Consider the following 16262-nt stretch of genomic DNA (forward strand, 5'->3'; position numbering starts at 1 on the left):
GCCTCCATGTCCGTGTCTGCTGCCCCCTGCCCCACCGACTTTCGCCTGCTGACCCCTGAGGAACGCCAGGCCTCCATGCACGCCACGCTCGCCGCCGGCTGGAACGGTGACGATGATCTGTGGATCTTTGGCTACGGCTCGCTCATCTGGAAGCCGGAGTTCGCGCACACCGAACAACGCCTGGGTATGGTGCGCGGTTATCACCGCGCCCTGTGCCTGTGGTCGCGCGTGAACCGCGGCACCCCCCAGAACCCGGGCCTGGTATTCGGCCTGGACCGCGGCGGCGCCTGCCGGGGCATGGCGTTTCGCCTGGCGAGCGCAGACGTCCCGTCGGTCTTCCCGGCGCTCTGGGAGCGCGAGATGCCCTCAGGCGCCTACCTGCCGCGCTGGCTGCGGTGCGAAACGGCGCAAGGCGACGTGCGCGCCCTCGTCTTCGTGATGGATCGCAACAGCCCGGGCTATGCCGGTCAGCTCACCCGCGACGAGGTGATCGCGGCGGTGCGTCGCGGTTGCGGGCGCTATGGCCAGTGCGTCGACTACGTGGCCAGCACGGCGCGCGCGCTGCGTGAACACGGCATCGCCGATCATCGGCTCGAACGCATCGTGCACCAGCTCGACGTGGCTGCCGAGGCCGTCCCCGCCGGCTGATCGGCCGCGCCCGTTACACTGGTGCGACTGGCCCGGCGACTCGATGCCGGGCGCTCAAGCCTGACCCATCATGTCCATTGCCGACCTCCGTGAGAATTACGCCAAGGGTGCGCTGCTCGAATCCGACGCAGCGCAATCGCCGTTCGACCAGTTCCAGCGCTGGTTCGACCAGGCGCTGGCCGCCGCCGTCCCCGAGCCCAATGCCATGACCCTGGCCACGGTGGATGCGCACGGCCGGCCGGCCGCCCGCATCGTGCTGCTCAAGGGCGCCGATACGCGAGGCTTCGCGTTCTACACCAACTACGATTCCCGCAAGGGTCACGAGCTCGACGGACAACACCAGGCCGCCCTGCTCTTTTTCTGGCCGCAGCTCGAGCGTCAGATCCGCATCGAGGGCCGTGTCGAGCGCGTGTCGTCTGAAGAATCGGACGCCTACTATGCCAGCCGGCCCCTGGGCTCGCGCCTGGGTGCATGGGCCTCGCCGCAGAGCCAGCAGATCCCCGACCGCGAGGTGCTGGTGACTCGCGAGGCCGAAGCCAAGGCACGCTTTGGTGACGCCCCGCCTCGCCCTGAGCACTGGGGCGGCTATCGCGTCGTGCCGGACGCGTTCGAATTCTGGCAAGGCCGCCCCTCGCGCCTGCATGACCGTCTCACCTATCGCCCCGACGGCGAGGGCTGGCGCATCGCGAGGCTTGCGCCTTGAGCGGGCGCGACACCGGCGGCCGCGGCCGGGACGACACGTCGATGCTGGTGCCTGCCCAGGCCGATCCGCAGGCCGACCACGACACGGTCCTGCCGCCCGCGACGCTGCGCGCGCCGGATTTCGATGCGTCGGGGTTTCGCCGTGCCCTCGGCCGGTTCCCCACGGGCGTGGCCATCATCACGGCGCGCACGCCGGACGGGCAGGCGCTGGGCATGACGATCAGCTCATTCAATTCGGTCTCGCTCGACCCCCCGCTCGTGCTCTGGAGCCTGGCCAAGCGCTCCGCGGCGCTGGCGATCTTCGAGCAGGTGGACCGCTACGCGATCCACATCCTGGCCGCCGGACAGGCGGGCCTCGCCCGTCAGTTTGCCAAGCCGGCGGCGCAGGGCGACCGCTTCGCGGGCGTGCCCTGGGCACTCAACGAATTCGGCGTGCCGCGCCTGAAGGACGAGTGCGCCGCCTGGTTCGAATGCCACAACCGCAGCCGGTACCCGGAAGGCGATCACGTCATCCTGGTGGGCACCGTCGAGCGCTGCGGCCAATCCGAACGCTTGCCGCTGGTGTTTCATGCCGGCGGTTTTCATCTGACGCCGGACGAGGACATCCCGACGCCTTGATCCGGTCTGCCCTGGAGGAGCCTGCATGACCACCCCCGCCCTCACCGCGCGCCCAGGCGGCCGCATTCTTGTCGACCAGTTGATCGCCCATGGCGTGGACCAGGTCTTCTGCGTGCCGGGGGAAAGCTACCTCGCCGTGCTCGACGCCCTGCATGATGCGGACATCACGGTGACGGTGTGCCGCCAGGAAGGTGGCGCGGCCATGATGGCCGAGGCCCAGGGCAAGCTCACGGGCCGCCCGGGCATCTGCTTCGTCACAAGGGCCCCGGGGGCGACGAACGCCTCGGCCGGCGTGCACATCGCCCAGCAGGATTCCACGCCCATGATTCTCTTCGTGGGCCAGATCGAGCGCGGCATGCGCGAGCGCGAGGCCTTCCAGGAGATCGACTATCGGGCGGCGTTCGGGCCCCTAGCCAAGTGGGCAACCGAGATCGACGACGTCACGCGCCTGCCCGAGACGATCTCGCGCGCCTTTCACGTGGCCACGTCCGGACGACCCGGCCCGGTGGTGATCGCGCTGCCTGAGGACATGCTGGTGGAGATGGCGAGCGTGGCCGATGTGCCGCACTACGCGCCGGTGCAGCCCGCCCCGTCAGCCGCCGACATCGCCGCGCTGCGCGAGCGGCTTGCACACGCCAAGGCGCCCCTGGCGATTCTCGGTGGCAGCACATGGACGGCCGAGTCGGCCGCGTCGTTCATGCGGTTTGCGCAAGCCGCCGCCCTGCCCGTGGCGGTCTCGTTCCGGCGACAGATGCTGTGCCCTGCCAGCCATCCCAACTTCGTCGGCGACCTGGGGCTGGGCGCCAATCCGCAGCTCTTGCAGGCCGTGCGCGAAGCCGACCTCATCCTGATGGTGGGCGGGCGCTTCTCCGAAGTACCGAGCCAGGCCTACACGCTGCTGGACGTGCCGGTGCCGCGGCAAGCGCTCGTCCACGTCCACCCGGATCCCGAGGAGCTCAATCGCGTCTATCGCGCGACGCAGGCGATCAACGCCGGGGCTGCCCCCTTCGTCCAGGCGCTCGCGGGCGTGGACGCCCAGGCACTTGCCATGCCCGGACGTCAGGATCGCGTGCAGGCGCTGCATGCGTCGTATCTCGCATGGAGCGACACGGCGCGCATCGCATCGCCCGGCCGGCTGAACATGGCCGGCGTCATGGGGTGGCTGAACGAGAACCTGCCCGCGGACGCCGTGCTGTGCAACGGCGCGGGCAACTACGCCACGTGGTTGCACCGCTTCTATCGCTTCCCGCAGTACGGCACCCAGCTCGCGCCCACCTCGGGCTCCATGGGCTACGGCGTGCCCGCGGCCATCGGCGCCCAACGGCTCGATCCGAACCGCACCGTGGTGGCCTTCGCAGGCGACGGCTGCTTTCTCATGCATGGCCAGGAGTTCGCCACGGCGGTGCAGTACGACCTGCCGATCATCGTGGTCGTGGTCGACAACGGCATGCTGGGCACCATTCGCATGCATCAGGAGCGTCACTATCCGGGACGCGTCTCTGCGACGGATCTGCGCAATCCGGATTTCGTCGCCTACGCGCAAGCCTTCGGCGGCTATGGCGAACGCGTGGAGACGACCGATGCCTTCGGTCCGGCCTTCACCCGAGCGCGGGCGAGCGGCCGACCGGCGATCCTGCACTGCCTGCTCGACGCCGAGGCGCTCACGCCCGCCGCGTCGCTCTCGCAGATCCGCGACCAGGCGCTGCGCGCGAAGGGCTGATCCCCGGCGGTGATGGCCTGCCGGCACCGGGATGGTTGCAGCGGGCAGGACACCACCTCGAAGGCCGGGCAGATCGGGCTTGCCGCGCTCCGCCCGGCTCAGCCCAGCCGGGCGCGCGACGGCGGCGCCAGCGCGCCGATATTCATCGAGGCGCAAAGCCCTTGCACCTGCCGTTGCAGGATGGCGGCCACCTCGGCCCGACGCTCGGTCCCCATGCGGGCAGAGATCGCCGCCACGCTCAAGGCCGCCACCGGATGCTCTGGCGGAAACGCCACGCCGACCGCAGCCGAGCCGGGCGTGGCCACGCTATCGAGAAACGCATAGCCGTTCACGCGCGCCTGGGCCACGCCTTCGCGCAGCAGATCCAGATCGAAATCCCCGAATCGCGCGTACCGATGGGCATTGGCATCGATGATGGCGTCGGCCTCCACAGCCGGCAGCGCACTCAGGATCGCGAGCCCGCCTGCGCCCACGCCCATCGGCCGGCGAATGCCCACGTCCAGCGCCAGGGCCTTGATGGGGTAATCGCCCAGTGCCCGTCCCGTGCAGATCGACTCGGCGCCGCGCCGCTCACTCAGGTACGCCGTGTCCTGCGTGGCTTCGGCCACGGCGCTCAGGACCGGATCGCAGAGCTCGCTCAGTCGGTAGCGTGGCTGAGCGAGCAGGCCGAGCTCATAGAGCAGCGGTCCCAGGTGGTACTTGCGGCTGACCGGATCGCGCTCTACCAGACCTTCGAGCTCCAAGCGCTGCAGCATGCGAAAGCAGGTCGACAGGGGCAGCCCGCTCACGCTCACCACGTCGCCGATGCGCATGCCACGCCGCCCACGCGAAGCCACGACGCGCAGCATGCCGACCACGCGTTCGATGCTTTGTGTGCCGGTCCGTGCGCGCGACGCCTTGGCATCGGGGAGCGCCTGAGCGCCTCCCACGGGCGGATCGTCGTTCGCGCTGACGGTAGTCGACAGAGGATCCGGCAACGTCTTCTTTGATCGCGGCATTTCGTTCCCATGATGTGGAAAAACTGAGGGTAAGACCTGACCTCGCATCAGCGCGCTCATACCTATGATGTCCTCAATCCTGCCGATTGAAAACCCACATTGTGGGAATGAGGACGTCAGCCATGCCCCAGACCATGACCGAGAAGATCCTGGCCCGTGCCGCCGGCCGGGCGAGGTGCACGCCGGCGAGGAAGTCACCGCCCGCCCGGATTTCGTGATCGCCTATGACTTTCCCGGCTACACCGACGTGTTCTTCAAGGAGACGCGTGAAGACTTCGGCATTGCCCAGGTCGAGCGGCCCGAGCGCTTCGTGCTCTTCATCGACCACATGGTGCCGGCCGCCACGCCCAAGGAAGAAGAGCTGCACAAGGTGACGCGCGCCTGGGGTCGCGAACAAGGCGTCACCGTCGTCGAACGCGAAGGCATCGGCCACCAGGTGAGCGCGGAACAGGGCTACGCGGTGCCGGGGGCCTTCGTCGTGCACTTCGACGGCCACGTGAGCCAGCTGGGCGCCTTCGGTGCCTTCGCCTACGGCGCACGCAAGGGCATCATCGAGTCCTTCGTCACCGATGGTGCCACGCTCACCGTTCCCGCCACCGTCAAGGTCGAGCTCACCGGCACGCTGCGCCCCGGCGTCATGGCGCGCGACGTCTTCCACCATCTGGTGCGCGTCATGGGGCCTGCCTCCTGTCGATTCCAGGCGGTGGAACTCTCCGGCCCCGTCATCGACGCCATGAGCATCGAGGGCCGGCAGACGCTCTGCGGCCAGGCCATGTTCCTCGGCGCGACCACGATGCTCATTGCCCCGGACGAGAAGACTCTCGCCTACGTGCGCGAACGCAGCCGCATCACGCTGGATCCCGTCTATCCGGATGCGGATGCCGTATACGCCCACCACTGGAAGATCGACGTCAGCGAACTGGAGCCCATCGTGGTCGTGCCACCGAGCCCAGCCAACACGCGCAACCTGACGGAGTTCACCGGACTGGAGGTGCACAGCGGCTATCTCGGCTCCTGTGCGAGCGGGCGCATCGAGGACTTGCGCGCGGCCGCCGACGTGCTGCGTGGCCGGCAGATCCAGCCGGGCTTCCAGCTGCATGTCGTGCCTACCTCGCGCGCCATCATGGCGCAGGCCGCGCGCGAAGGCCTGCTCGAGACCTTGGTCGAGGCGGGCGCCTTCGTGAGCTCGCCCAGCTGCGACTACTGCTTCGGGCGCATCGCCACCATGAGCGATGGCCAGCGGGCCGTGTCCACGGGCACGCTCAACACGCCCGGACGCATGGGCAGCGTCGATTCCGAGATCTACCTGTGCAATGCGGCGGTGGTGGCGGCGTCCGCGCTCGAAGGGCGCATCGCGGATCCGCGCCCCTACCTCGCCACGGTGGCGAGCGCAGGCACGAACGCCGGGAGCACCACGCCATGAGCCTCACCAACCTCGCCGGCCGCGCGGCCTGGGTCTTCCCGGAAGACGACTACGACATCGACCTCATCGTCGGCGTGCGCAACATCAAGATCACCGATGTGGCCGAGCTCGCGTCGCTCGCCATGGCTGATTACACGCCCGATTTCGCAGCCGGGGTGCAGCGCGGCGATGTGCTGATCGGCGGCCACAACTTCGGCTACGGTCATCCGCACTACCCCGCCATGCGTGCCATGCGCCATCTCGGCATTGCCGCCGTGATCGCGGAGTCCTTCTCGCCGGGCTTTTTCCGCGGCGAGACGAGCATGGGATTCCCATTGATCACCTGTCCCGGCATCCGCGATGCCGTCTCGCGCGGCGATCCGGTCGAAGTGGACTGGGAGACGAGCCTGGTGCACCTGCCCGCACGTGGCCTCGCACTGCCCCTGCAGCCCTTCTCGGCGTCCGAGCGCGGCATGCTCGAGGCGGGCGGGCTGATCCCCTACCTCCAGCAACGCCAGGTTGCGGCCTGACGGCGCACCTTCCCGCCGCCGGCCGCACCCGAGGCGGCAAGCACCCAACCGGACCTCGCAGCGAGCCAAGGGCAAGCCGATGTATCCGAATCCTTTCCAGACCTGGAGACATTGATGACCGCCAATCGCCAACTGCTGCGCCAGCGCGTCGACCAAGGCTCGACATTCTGGTTCGGCGGCGCGCAGGATGCGCTGACCGCTCTGCTCGTGGACCAGTCCGACCTGGACGGGATCTTCACCACGGGCTTCGGCATCAGCGCCGCGCTGCTCGGCCAGCCCGACATGGAGCTCTACACGCTATCCGAGAACGCCTGCGTGGTGGACCGCATCGCCCACGTCGTGCGCAAGCCCATCTTCGCCGACGCGGATACGGGCTACGGCAACGTGCTGAACGTGGGCCGCACCGTGCGCCTCCTGGAGAAGGCCGGGGTGGCCGCGCTGTCGCTGGAGGACCAGGTGAGCCCCAAGCGCTGTCCCGCGGCGGCCACCGCGTCCATCGTGGTGCCGATGGCCGATGCCGTGGCCCGCATCCACGCGGCGGTGGACGCCCGCCAGGATCCGGACCTCGTCATCGTCGCCCGCACCGATGCCATGGATCCCGCCGAGGCGATCGAGCGCGCCGCCCGCTATGCCGAGGCGGGCGCCGACGTCATCCAGCCCATTTCGCGCACCTTCGAGAGCTACGCCCAGCTCACGCAGCTGCGTGAGGCCTGCGGCCGGCGACTGTCCTTGCAACTCATGGCCGGCACCTGGATGGCCGGGCTGAGCCGCGCGCAGATCGAGGCCGTGGCGGCTTTCGCGACCTACCCCATTGCCAGCCTCATGACGGTGGTCGCGGGCGTGCAGGCCAACCTGGCCGAACTCGCTGCACGCCGCTCGGGAGACGCCGGCAACCTGCCCGCCGCACAAGTGAGCATGGCGCAGTTCAAGACGCTGATCGGCTGGCACGAGCTCGAAGCCTGCCAGCAGCGCCTGGAGCATCCCGAGACGCGCTGAGCCAGCGCGCAGCCAGACACGCTACCCCAACCATCACAAGCCCGGCCACCGGGCATCTGCAGGAGGAGACATGTCACCCATCGCTCACTGGCGTCGCGCCGTGCTGGCCGCATCGACCGCCCTCATCGCCCTGGGCAGCCCCGCTGCCATGGCCCAGGAGGTGAAGTTCCCGACCAAGCCGATCCGGCTCATCGTGCCCTATCCGCCCGGCGGCGCCACCGACGTGGCCGCCCGCATGCTGAGCCCTCGCCTGCAGGCCGAGCTCGGCCAGACCGTCGTGGTCGAGAACCGGCCCGGCGCTGGCGGCAACATTGCCATGAGCCACGTGCGCCAGAGCGACCCCGACGGTTACACGCTGGCCATGACGCTCACCGGCATGCTGTCGATCAACCCGGTGATCTACCAACAAAGCGGCTTCACCGCGCAAGACTTCGCCCCGGTGGCGCGAGTCTCGCTGGCTCCCCTGCTGCTCGTGGTGCCCGAAAACTCGCCACATCGTGACGTCAAGTCGCTCATCGAGGCCGGCAAGAAGGCGGGCAAGGACGGCATGCCGTACGGGTCCGCAGGTGCTGGCGGGCTGTCGCACCTGGCCTCGGAGGGCATCAACGCCCATGCAGATGGCAACTTCACGCACGTACCGTACAAGGGCGGCTCCCCACTCGTGCAGGCGCTGATGGCAGGCGAGGTGTCCTGGGGCCTGCTTGGCACGGCAGACGCGCGCAGCTTCGTGCAGTCCGGCAAGCTGCGAGCCATCGGCCAGTTGCGCCAGGATCGCTCCGAACTTTGGCCCGACATTCCGACACTGACGGAACAGGGCTATCCGGGCGGCGTGGACTTCGACGTGTGGTTCGGCGTGGTGGCCCCGGCCAAGACCCCTGCGCCCGTGCTGGCCCTGCTCAACGAACGCATCGCCGCGATCGTGGCCGAGCCGGACTTCCGCCAGCGCCTGCACGACCTGGGCGGCGTGGCCCCGGCCAGCGGCAATGCCGCATCGGACTTCACGGCGGTGCTCGAGCGCGAGCTGAGCGTGCTGCCCAAGGCAGCCCAGGACGCCGGGCTCAAGATGGACTGATTGACGCGCGGGCCATGCAGCGACAGGCGGACGGCCCGCGCTCGGCGGCCGGGTCAGCGCCTGAGCGTCACTTTGCTCGGCGCTCAGGCGATCGGCGCCATGCGCCAGCAACGCCACTCTAGGGATACTCCCTAATAACATCCCGCGCGCAGGCTCAGTAATCTCCGGTTTCCGGGCCACCGGCCCGACCCTGGATGAAACGACCATGAACACGCTCTGGAGCCAGCGGCTGCGGCTCAGCCTGATCGGTGTAGCCCTCCTGGCGGCGCCTGCCGCCCCGGTGCTCGCCGCGGACTTCCCCGCGCGCGACGTCACATGGTGATCCCCTTCCCGCCGGGTGGCACGACGGACATCGTCGGCCGCCTCGTGGCGGCGGACCTGGGCAAAGCCTGGGGCCGCACCGTCATCGTCGACAACAAGGGCGGTGCGGGCGGCAACATCGGCACGGCCGACGTTGCCCGCGCCAAGAACGACGGCTACACGCTGCTGATGGGTACCGTCGGCACGCAGTCGATCAATCAGTATCTCTACGCCAACCTGCCCTTCGATCCCGCCAAGGACTTCGTGCCGGTCGCGCTGGCGGCAGCCGTGCCCAATGTCCTCGTGCTCAACCCCGCCTTTGCCGAGCGCAACAAGATCGACTCGGTCAAGGCCCTCATCGACTACCTCAAGGCCAATCCAGGCAAGGCCAACGCCGGCTCCAGCGGCAACGGCACGTCGATCCACCTGGCCGCCGAGCTCTTCAAGAGCATGACGGGCACGCAGTTCGAGCACGTCCCGTTCCGGGGCAGCGGCCCCGCCGTGACAGCGCTGATGGCGGGCGACGTGGATTTCATGTTCGACAACCTGCCGTCCTCGATGGGCGGCATCCAGGGCGGCCGCCTGAAGGCGATCGCCGTGACGAGCCCGGAACGCTTCCCCGGCATGCCTGACGTGCCGACGATTGCGGAAACGGTGCCTGGCTTTGACGCCACCAGCTGGTTCGGCGTCATGGCACCTGCCGGCACGCCGCAGGACGTCATCGACACGCTCAACAAGGCGATCGTCGACGCTGCCAAGGGCGAAGACCTGAAGGCCCAATTCATGAAGCAAGGCGCCTTGCCCTCGGAGATGACCCCGGCCGAGTTCGCCGAGTACATCAAGTCCGAGCAGACGAAGTGGTCCAAGGTCGTGAAGGAATCCGGCGCACGGATCGACTGATGGCGCATGGGCGGGGGCGTGCCATCGGACGCCACCTGCCCTGCCGTGACACTCAGATACAAATCTGCTGCCGAGTGTTTGACACAAGCCTTAAAAACTTGCTATAGTTCTTTTCTCGCAACGCGACGCGCAGCTCTCCGGGAGGCGCGACGCCAAGTAGAGAATGCGGGAGTAGCTCAGTTGGTAGAGCGCAACCTTGCCAAGGTTGAGGTCGCGAGTTCGAGACTCGTCTCCCGCTCCAAATTTTGATCCACAGACTTCTACTGGGGTCTGTAGGTCATTGAAAAAAGGAGCTTCGGCTCCTTTTTTCATTCCAGCGAGTGCCACGGAAATCCACCCACAGCTACCGTTTTTGAGTGACCAAATAAGGCACAAGAATATGGGTGGGTTGGCTACCGGATAGTTGCTGGGGCTGAGCGGGAACCATGACGAGCATAGGGCCTAAGTCATTACTTAGGAGTCTCGAAATGGCGCTCTCTGATCTGACCGTCCGGCAGGCGAAGACCACCGGAAAACGCTACACCCTCTCCGACAACGACTGCCTGGGCCTGATGGTCTCAGCCGCAGGCGGCAAGTCATGGCAATTCCGCTACTACTGGCTGGGCAAGCAAAAGCGCCTGTGCCTGGGTGGCTATCCTGCCCTCAGCCTGCGCGAGGCCCGGACCGAGCGGGACAAGGCCCAGGCCCTGCTCGCCAGGGGGATCGATCCCCAGGTCGAGCGCGACCAGAAACGGCACGCGGCCAAGCTGGCGGGCGAATACACCTTCAAGACCGTCTTCGATGCTTGGGTAGAGCATCGCCGCAAGGAACTCAAGGAAGGCCGTCAGAGCACGCTTTCCCAGATCCTGCGCATCTTCAACAAGGACGTGCTGCCCACTCTGGGAAAGATGTCGATCTACGACATTCGTCGCCCCCAGCTCCTGGGCGTCCTGGCGGCGATCGAGAAGCGCAAGGCGTTCACCACCGCCGAGAAAGTCCGCACCTGGTTCAACCAGATGTTCCGATATGCGCTGGTCATCGCCGAGGGACTGGAAGTCAACCCGGCCGCGGACCTGGACGTGGTGGCCGAGCCCAAGCCCCCGGTGGCCCACAACCCCTACCTGCACCTGCCCGAGATGCCCGAGTTCCTTCAGAGGCTCCGGCTCTACAACCCCCGTGGCTGGCAGACCCAGCTTGGCGTCCGGCTACTGTTCCTGACCGGGGTGCGCACCGGCGAACTGCGGTTGGCCGAACCTGAACAGTTCGACCTCGACAGGGGCTTGTGGATCATCCCGCCGCAGATCGTCAAGCAGCTCCAGGACGAAATGCGCAAGGCGGGGAAGCGGCCGCAGGACGTGCCCCCCTATATCGTGCCGCTGTCCCTGCAGGCCATCGAGATCGTCCGCTACCTCCTGGGCGCAATGCGGCCGGCGCAAAAATACCTGCTGTCGCACCGTAGCGAACTCAAGAAGCGCATCAGCGAGAACACTCTCAACAAGGCCTTGCAGCTCATGGGCTACGAGGGGCGTCTGACCGGCCACGGCATTCGTGGCACCATCTCGACGGCGCTCAACGAGATCGGCTACCCCAAGATTTGGGTGGACGCGCAACTTTCGCACTCCGACCCGAACAAGGTGAGTTCGGCCTACAACCACGCCAAGTACGTGGAGCCGCGCCGCCGGATGATGCAGGACTGGGCCGATCGCCTCGACCTGCTCGAACAGGGCGAAGTGGGAGCCGCGAGCGCGCACCTGACCATCCGTATCGACGGGGTGCCGGCGATGGCGGAAGTGGAGGACGCGATGGACGCGGCCCCCGCGGTGGCCGAGCAGGCTCCCTCCGTCGCCCCGCCAGTGGTGGCCACGCCCATCGTCGTGACCCCGAACAGCGGCGGGATCACGTTCCAGCGGCTGTCGCAGGTGCCGCCACCGCCGACGCATGCCCCGGAGCCCGAAGTCTCTGCAATCCAGCGCGAGCGGGAAGAAATGCTGGCCATGTACGAGTCGCCGAACAACCTGCCGGTCCCGCTGTTCGGCAAGCTGGCCGGAAAATCCAAGGACCAGATCAACCGCGAGCTGAAGGCGGGCAAGCTGCTGTCCATCAGCTTGGGCAACCGGGGACAACGCGTTCCCGACTGGCAACTTGTACCGCTCAAGCACAGGCTGGCTCAGGTGCTCATGAATCAGTATCCACACGCGGATTCGTGGGACCTGTACCGCATGCTGACCCAGCCGCACCCTGACCTGGGGGACCGCGCGGCCATTGATACGGTCACGCCGACCAACGTGCCCGCGATCATCCGGGTCATCACGGGCGACTACCAGCACCATGCGGATACGCCCGAGACTATTGCCCCGCACCCCATCCCCGAGGATGTGCGGCAAAGCGTCCGCCGGTTGGTTGATAGCGCAGTGGTGCTTGAGGGTGCCTGACACTCGCGCTTCAACCTATGGCCGCGGGCGCCTGCTACGCAGCGCCTGCCCTGGCAACTTCCATCGCTCTGCGCTCGAACCGCTCAAAAACGGAGTCGGCTTGGGCGTGGGGCCGCTGCAGGTATGTCACGATCTCGTAGGGGCCGTCTGAAAGCGGGCGCATAGTGATCCCCCACGCATGGGCACGCTCAATGCGCGATTGCGCGGAGAGCCCCACTCCGTAGCCAGCGGTGACCCAAAGCGCCATCATCTCGAACGAAGTCACATGCTGAATGCTCTGTTGGCTCAACGGAAGGGAAGACAGTCGCTGATCGAGCAGTAGGCATGCCTCCGTCGGCCAGCGAAACACCGGATAGTCCAGAAGCTCGGCAAGCGTGATTTTCGCCTGGGCAAGTAAGGGGGACCCCAGCGGCATTGCAACGGCCATGTTCTCGACCCAGAGCGGCTGGCTTTTCACGGCCGGAGCACCAGTGTTCCGAAGCGACATTCCAGCGTCATAGCGGCCTTCCTCAAGGCCCGTCATCAGGTCGTCGCCTGAGGTCTCAAAGAACGCGATGGTGACTTCCGGCTCCTCCGCTCGCTGTAGGGCAAGAAGCGTTGTGAGGCAAGAGGATGGCACTCCAGGTGCGATAGCAAGCCTGAAATGGGAAAACTGGCTGGTGGCGTCATGCATGAGGGCCCCCAATAAGCGATCTGTCCAGAAAGGCAAACCAGCGTCGCAGGAAAGAGTGAAGTTTAACGTCGTTATTTTTAACGTGGTTAATTGTGGCAGATTGTTTGACGCTTCTGCTAATGCAGAAATCAACAATTCAGCCAGGCCGTCCTTCTGGCACATCGACGTATGAATCCGAGTCGGCGTTAGCCTTCGGACAGGCCGTGCGCGCTGCGCGCGTCGCTCAGGGAGTCGCGCAAGACGAGTTCGCATCTCGGGCAAGCATTTCGCGTTCTCACATGGGTAAGATCGAGCGTGGTGAGCACGTGCCCACGCTTCCGCTCATACTGAAAATTTCTACGGCACTCGGAATAAGCGCGGCTGACCTGATGACGGCGACCGAACGCAATCTGCGTGCCGACACTGATCCCTGAGTGTCTGGCCTGCCAGGCTTCGTCAACCGTCCGAAGAGTCGCGTAGGCGAACGATAAATCGCTCCACCGAAGCCGATAAATTGCTGCCGTCGGGCCGAAGCAGGTAGGTCGTGATCACGGCAGAATCCATCGCCAAGGGGCGGATCACCACATCCGGCCGTTGGGAGATGGGAATCTTGGTCGCCGTCATGAAGCCGATGCCGTAGCCGGCGCCGACCAAGGTGAGCATCATGTCGAGCGAGGATACTTCCTCGACAACATTCAGCTTGTGCTCCAACGTGTTGAGCAGCCGCTTGAGTTCGCGGCAATAGCCCTCGCATACCTGCGGGTCGCACAGGACAAGTGGATGGCCTTGGAGTTCTTGAAGTGGCACCTCCTTGTAGGTGAGCAATGAGTGTCGAGCTGGCACAGCAATCACCAGCGGGTCGCGCCAGATTGCTTCGGCAGCGATACCGTCGCCGACATCGGCCGTGTGCGCGAACCCGATCATGAAGTCGCCCGAACGCAAGCCACGCACTTGCTCTGCCAGAGGCACCTCTGACAAGCGTATTTCGATCTCCGGCTCCTCGGCGCGACAACGAGCCAGAAATGCCGACAGCCGTGGATCGATAGCTCCATCTGATACTGCAATGCGCAGGCTACCGCGCAAGCCCGCTGCCACAGCCTTGGCGTTTTCACGAGCCTGTTCCAGCACAGTGAATAGACGGCGTACATCTTGCAAGAAGACCGCACCCGCCGCCGTCAGAACTGTTCCTCGCCGGTTGCGGTCGAAGAGCACTACGCCCAACTCGTCCTCAAGTTCCTTGATGGCTCGTGATAGCGGTGGTTGTTCGATATGCAGGCGCTCAGCCGCCCGCGTGAAATGTAGCTCCTCAGCAAGAACTACGAAGCAGCGAAGATGGCGCAGCTCCATAGGCCACCCTCCCGTTCCGACTTATCCAACACTGTGCTATCTCCCTATAGAAGTGACTGCCATTCTGGCGGCGGCGAGTTCGGCCACGTCTTTGGAAACTTCTGGCTGAATGAGCCAGGGCTGGGTTGATCGTGCGATGGCCCGAGGCCGGCACAACACCAGGCGAGCCTGATCAAGTCCGTGGGGTGGTCAGGATCAGACGAAGGCTATGTCCAGCCATGCACGTCAATGGACGCCGTGCATCGCCTCCGTCCGACCCTTGGTCGATTGCGAACCAGGCGCCCGAACACGCCTGCGGTTGATCATCACCTGCGGATGCTGAGGCTCTGCTCCTGGCCCGAGCCAAGGCAAGTACCCCGTCAAAATCACAACGCCTTGGGGCAGCAGGCAAATGCCGGCGAAAATATTCGCCGGCTCCAGTTGCTGGCCGGGGACCTGCGGAGCCAGAATGCCTCTCACCAGAAAGTGTGAGACATCCTGATGCTTAGCCCGCGCCGGATGCTTACTGCCGCACTGAACCATGCGGGTCGATGACGTACTTGTATGCAGAACCCGCGTCGAACTCCTTGTACGCGGCGGGCGCGTCTTCGAGCTTGATGAACTTAGTGTTCATCATCGGCGAAAGGTAAGGCATGCGATCGTTCAGTATCGCCCGCATTAACGCGTGGTTGTAGTTGGCCGTCGGAGATTGACCAGCCGACATTCGCGGCGACTTGATCCAGGCGTTGGACCATTCCAGATCCATATGGCCTTTCTTGGCTTTCGGGTCTTTCGAGATCGGGTTTGCGCAGTACACACCGACCGTACTGGTCATTCCGCCGAAGCGGACATATTTGAGCATTGCGTTGGTAACAGCGCTCTCCACGATCTTGTCAGCCTCCGCGCCAAACCCGCGGCAGTCCACACCAACATAGTCGATGACGCGATCCACCTCCCTGTGCCCGGTAATGCGTTCGAGATGCTCCTCGATCGGCACGCCGTCGGAAAGGTTGATGGTTTCCACGCCGTGTGGCTTGAGAAGGTCCAGCCGCTCTTGAATGTAATCGGCAACGATGATGGCGCCTGCACCCAGAAGTCTGGCGCAGGCGGCACCCGCTCTGCCGACCGGCCCGGCACCGAAGATCAGGATGTTCTCGCCGACGACGTAGGCCGGTGCGGCTGGCCAGTCTGGGCCAGCGAACCCATGGAAAGCTGTGGGTAGTACGTCAGAGAGAAGGGTCAGATCGCGGATTTTTTCCATGGCGGCATCCTTGTCAGGGAAGCGAAGGAGATTGAAATCCGCATACGGTACGAAGAGATAATCACCTTGGCCCCCCGTCCAGCCACCGAGGTTGAACCCGTAGGCTCCGCAGTCGATTTCGGGGTTGGTGTTCTCGCATACATCGGAGCGCATATGCTTGCAGTTGTAACAACGCCCACACCCCACATTGAAGGGAACGGAAACGATGTCGCCCTTCTTCACGACTTCGACGTCTGATCCCACTTCGATCACTTCGCCGGTCATTTCATGGCCCATGGTCATTCCCTTGGGAACAGCAAACGAACCGCGATAAATGTGAAGGTCGCTGCCACAGATATTTGTGGTAACTATTTTGAGGATAGCGCCATGGGGTGCGCTTTTCCCTTGAGGGGTTATCAGCTCTGGAAATTTGAAGGTGTTGACCTTCATTTCCAAGGGCTTCTCGAAAGTCACGATTCGGTTACCGGTCGGAGTCATTTCGTCACCTCTGTGCGTTAATGTTTCCATCTTCTAAATCGAAGTGGGAAACGAGACTTACCGCTGTCAAGAAGAACGATCGTGGTACTGCCTAGCCGTTGGCCGCGTCTCCTTCTGCGGTCTTGACAGCATAGGATCAAGCTCAGAAGTGGTCAAACTGGAATAATCTATGTGCAGATAGGCACAATCTATCTACGCGGGCTCGTCGAGCCGTGCTCGTCTCCTAGCCGGGAGAGGGCAACGATCATC

At 65.3% G+C, this 16262-nt stretch carries 15 protein-coding genes and 1 tRNA gene; 12 read left to right on the plus strand and 4 right to left on the minus strand.

The genetic code is table 11. From position 1 onward, the window contains the following. Positions 1-6: 6 nt before the first annotated feature. The 4 genes from IMZ29_RS05190 (at position 7) to IMZ29_RS05205 (ending at position 3688) form a co-directional block, all read left to right on the plus strand. Positions 7-648 carry a gamma-glutamylcyclotransferase gene (locus tag IMZ29_RS05190; protein WP_216181455.1) on the plus strand — a complete coding sequence of 214 codons (642 nt, stop codon included), beginning with the start codon at positions 7-9 and terminating at the stop codon, positions 646-648. A 70-nt stretch (positions 649-718) separates the two neighbouring features. Beyond that, positions 719-1351 carry a pyridoxamine 5'-phosphate oxidase gene (gene pdxH, locus IMZ29_RS05195; RefSeq protein ID WP_253206869.1) on the plus strand — a complete coding sequence of 211 codons (633 nt, stop codon included), beginning with the start codon at positions 719-721 and terminating at the stop codon, positions 1349-1351. After that, positions 1348-1968, plus strand: coding sequence for a flavin reductase family protein (locus IMZ29_RS05200; RefSeq protein ID WP_253206871.1), 621 nt, complete (start codon positions 1348-1350; stop codon positions 1966-1968). Before pdxH ends, IMZ29_RS05200 begins: the two co-directional genes overlap by 4 nt. Before the next feature lie 25 nt (positions 1969-1993). After that, a complete protein-coding gene (locus tag IMZ29_RS05205) occupies positions 1994-3688 on the plus strand; it encodes a thiamine pyrophosphate-binding protein (RefSeq protein WP_216181458.1) in 1695 nt (564 codons plus the stop codon). A 98-nt stretch (positions 3689-3786) separates the two neighbouring features. Here the strand turns inward: IMZ29_RS05205 and IMZ29_RS05210 are convergent, their stop codons facing one another. Further along, positions 3787-4686 carry an IclR family transcriptional regulator gene (locus IMZ29_RS05210; protein ID WP_216181461.1) on the minus strand — a complete coding sequence of 300 codons (900 nt, stop codon included), beginning with the start codon at positions 4684-4686 and terminating at the stop codon, positions 3787-3789. A gap of 175 nt (positions 4687-4861) precedes the next feature. Here IMZ29_RS05210 and IMZ29_RS05215 point away from each other — a divergent pair, with 175 nt between their 5' ends. The 7 genes from IMZ29_RS05215 to IMZ29_RS05245 all read left to right on the plus strand — a co-directional run bounded on the left by IMZ29_RS05215 (position 4862) and on the right by IMZ29_RS05245 (position 12297). Beyond that, complete coding sequence (locus tag IMZ29_RS05215) at positions 4862-6109, plus strand: 3-isopropylmalate dehydratase large subunit (protein WP_371820119.1); 1248 nt, start codon at positions 4862-4864, stop codon at positions 6107-6109. Beyond that, entirely contained in the window at positions 6106-6618 is a 513-nt protein-coding gene (locus IMZ29_RS05220; RefSeq protein ID WP_216181464.1) for a 3-isopropylmalate dehydratase small subunit, read from the plus strand. Before IMZ29_RS05215 ends, IMZ29_RS05220 begins: the two co-directional genes overlap by 4 nt. A 114-nt stretch (positions 6619-6732) precedes the next feature. Next, on the plus strand, positions 6733-7614 hold the full coding sequence (locus IMZ29_RS05225) for an isocitrate lyase/PEP mutase family protein (RefSeq protein ID WP_216181467.1): 882 nt from the start codon (positions 6733-6735) through the stop codon (positions 7612-7614). 70 nt (positions 7615-7684) lie between these two features. Beyond that, entirely contained in the window at positions 7685-8686 is a 1002-nt protein-coding gene (locus tag IMZ29_RS05230) for a Bug family tripartite tricarboxylate transporter substrate binding protein (protein WP_216181470.1), read from the plus strand. Positions 8687-9001: 315 nt separating this feature from the next. Continuing rightward, on the plus strand, positions 9002-9886 hold the full coding sequence (locus IMZ29_RS05235; protein ID WP_253206873.1) for a Bug family tripartite tricarboxylate transporter substrate binding protein: 885 nt from the start codon (positions 9002-9004) through the stop codon (positions 9884-9886). Between the two features lie 165 nt (positions 9887-10051). Further along, a tRNA-Gly gene (locus tag IMZ29_RS05240) sits at positions 10052-10127 on the plus strand. 226 nt (positions 10128-10353) lie between these two features. Continuing rightward, positions 10354-12297, plus strand: a complete 1944-nt coding sequence (locus IMZ29_RS05245; protein WP_023435196.1) for a tyrosine-type recombinase/integrase — start codon at positions 10354-10356, stop codon at positions 12295-12297. A 34-nt stretch (positions 12298-12331) separates the two neighbouring features. On the opposite strand, the gene IMZ29_RS05250 is transcribed toward IMZ29_RS05245, so the two are convergent. Then, on the minus strand, positions 12332-13132 hold the full coding sequence (locus tag IMZ29_RS05250) for a substrate-binding domain-containing protein (protein ID WP_426789288.1): 801 nt from the start codon (positions 13130-13132) through the stop codon (positions 12332-12334). Between IMZ29_RS05250 and IMZ29_RS05255 the strand changes: the two genes are divergently transcribed. Further along, the gene (locus IMZ29_RS05255; RefSeq protein ID WP_009459591.1) at positions 13090-13383 is read left to right on the plus strand and encodes a helix-turn-helix domain-containing protein; all 294 of its coding nucleotides are present in this window, start codon (positions 13090-13092) and stop codon (positions 13381-13383) included. The genes IMZ29_RS05250 and IMZ29_RS05255 overlap by 43 nt on opposite strands. 22 nt (positions 13384-13405) lie before the next feature. Here the strand turns inward: IMZ29_RS05255 and IMZ29_RS05260 are convergent, their stop codons facing one another. Together IMZ29_RS05260 and IMZ29_RS05265 are read right to left on the minus strand one after the other, a co-directional pair. After that, complete coding sequence (locus tag IMZ29_RS05260) at positions 13406-14296, minus strand: LysR family transcriptional regulator (protein WP_023435198.1); 891 nt, start codon at positions 14294-14296, stop codon at positions 13406-13408. Positions 14297-14798: 502 nt separating this feature from the next. Beyond that, entirely contained in the window at positions 14799-15989 is a 1191-nt protein-coding gene (locus IMZ29_RS05265) for a glutathione-independent formaldehyde dehydrogenase (protein WP_229295629.1), read from the minus strand. Between the last annotated feature and the right edge of the window lie 273 nt (positions 15990-16262).

Source organism: Verticiella alkaliphila, from assembly GCF_018904615.1.
In the GTDB taxonomy this organism is placed as follows: domain Bacteria; phylum Pseudomonadota; class Gammaproteobacteria; order Burkholderiales; family Burkholderiaceae_B; genus Verticiella; species Verticiella alkaliphila.

What these genes read in the sequence shown, in the direction of transcription:
- IMZ29_RS05255 (WP_009459591.1), top strand. Translation starts at nt 13,090, where the DNA reads ATGCAGAAATCAACAATTCAGCCAGGCCGTCCTTCTGGCACATCGACG.
- IMZ29_RS05245 (WP_023435196.1), top strand. Translation starts at nt 10,354, where the DNA reads ATGGCGCTCTCTGATCTGACCGTCCGGCAGGCGAAGACCACCGGAAAA.
- IMZ29_RS05205 (WP_216181458.1), top strand. Translation starts at nt 1,994, where the DNA reads ATGACCACCCCCGCCCTCACCGCGCGCCCAGGCGGCCGCATTCTTGTC.
- IMZ29_RS05235 (WP_253206873.1), top strand. Translation starts at nt 9,002, where the DNA reads ATGGTGATCCCCTTCCCGCCGGGTGGCACGACGGACATCGTCGGCCGC.
- pdxH (WP_253206869.1), top strand. Translation starts at nt 719, where the DNA reads ATGTCCATTGCCGACCTCCGTGAGAATTACGCCAAGGGTGCGCTGCTC.
- IMZ29_RS05225 (WP_216181467.1), top strand. Translation starts at nt 6,733, where the DNA reads ATGACCGCCAATCGCCAACTGCTGCGCCAGCGCGTCGACCAAGGCTCG.
- IMZ29_RS05220 (WP_216181464.1), top strand. Translation starts at nt 6,106, where the DNA reads ATGAGCCTCACCAACCTCGCCGGCCGCGCGGCCTGGGTCTTCCCGGAA.
- IMZ29_RS05230 (WP_216181470.1), top strand. Translation starts at nt 7,685, where the DNA reads ATGTCACCCATCGCTCACTGGCGTCGCGCCGTGCTGGCCGCATCGACC.
- IMZ29_RS05190 (WP_216181455.1), top strand. Translation starts at nt 7, where the DNA reads ATGTCCGTGTCTGCTGCCCCCTGCCCCACCGACTTTCGCCTGCTGACC.
- IMZ29_RS05260 (WP_023435198.1), bottom strand. Translation starts at nt 14,296, where the DNA reads ATGGAGCTGCGCCATCTTCGCTGCTTCGTAGTTCTTGCTGAGGAGCTA.
- IMZ29_RS05250 (WP_426789288.1), bottom strand. Translation starts at nt 13,132, where the DNA reads ATGTGCCAGAAGGACGGCCTGGCTGAATTGTTGATTTCTGCATTAGCA.
- IMZ29_RS05210 (WP_216181461.1), bottom strand. Translation starts at nt 4,686, where the DNA reads ATGCCGCGATCAAAGAAGACGTTGCCGGATCCTCTGTCGACTACCGTC.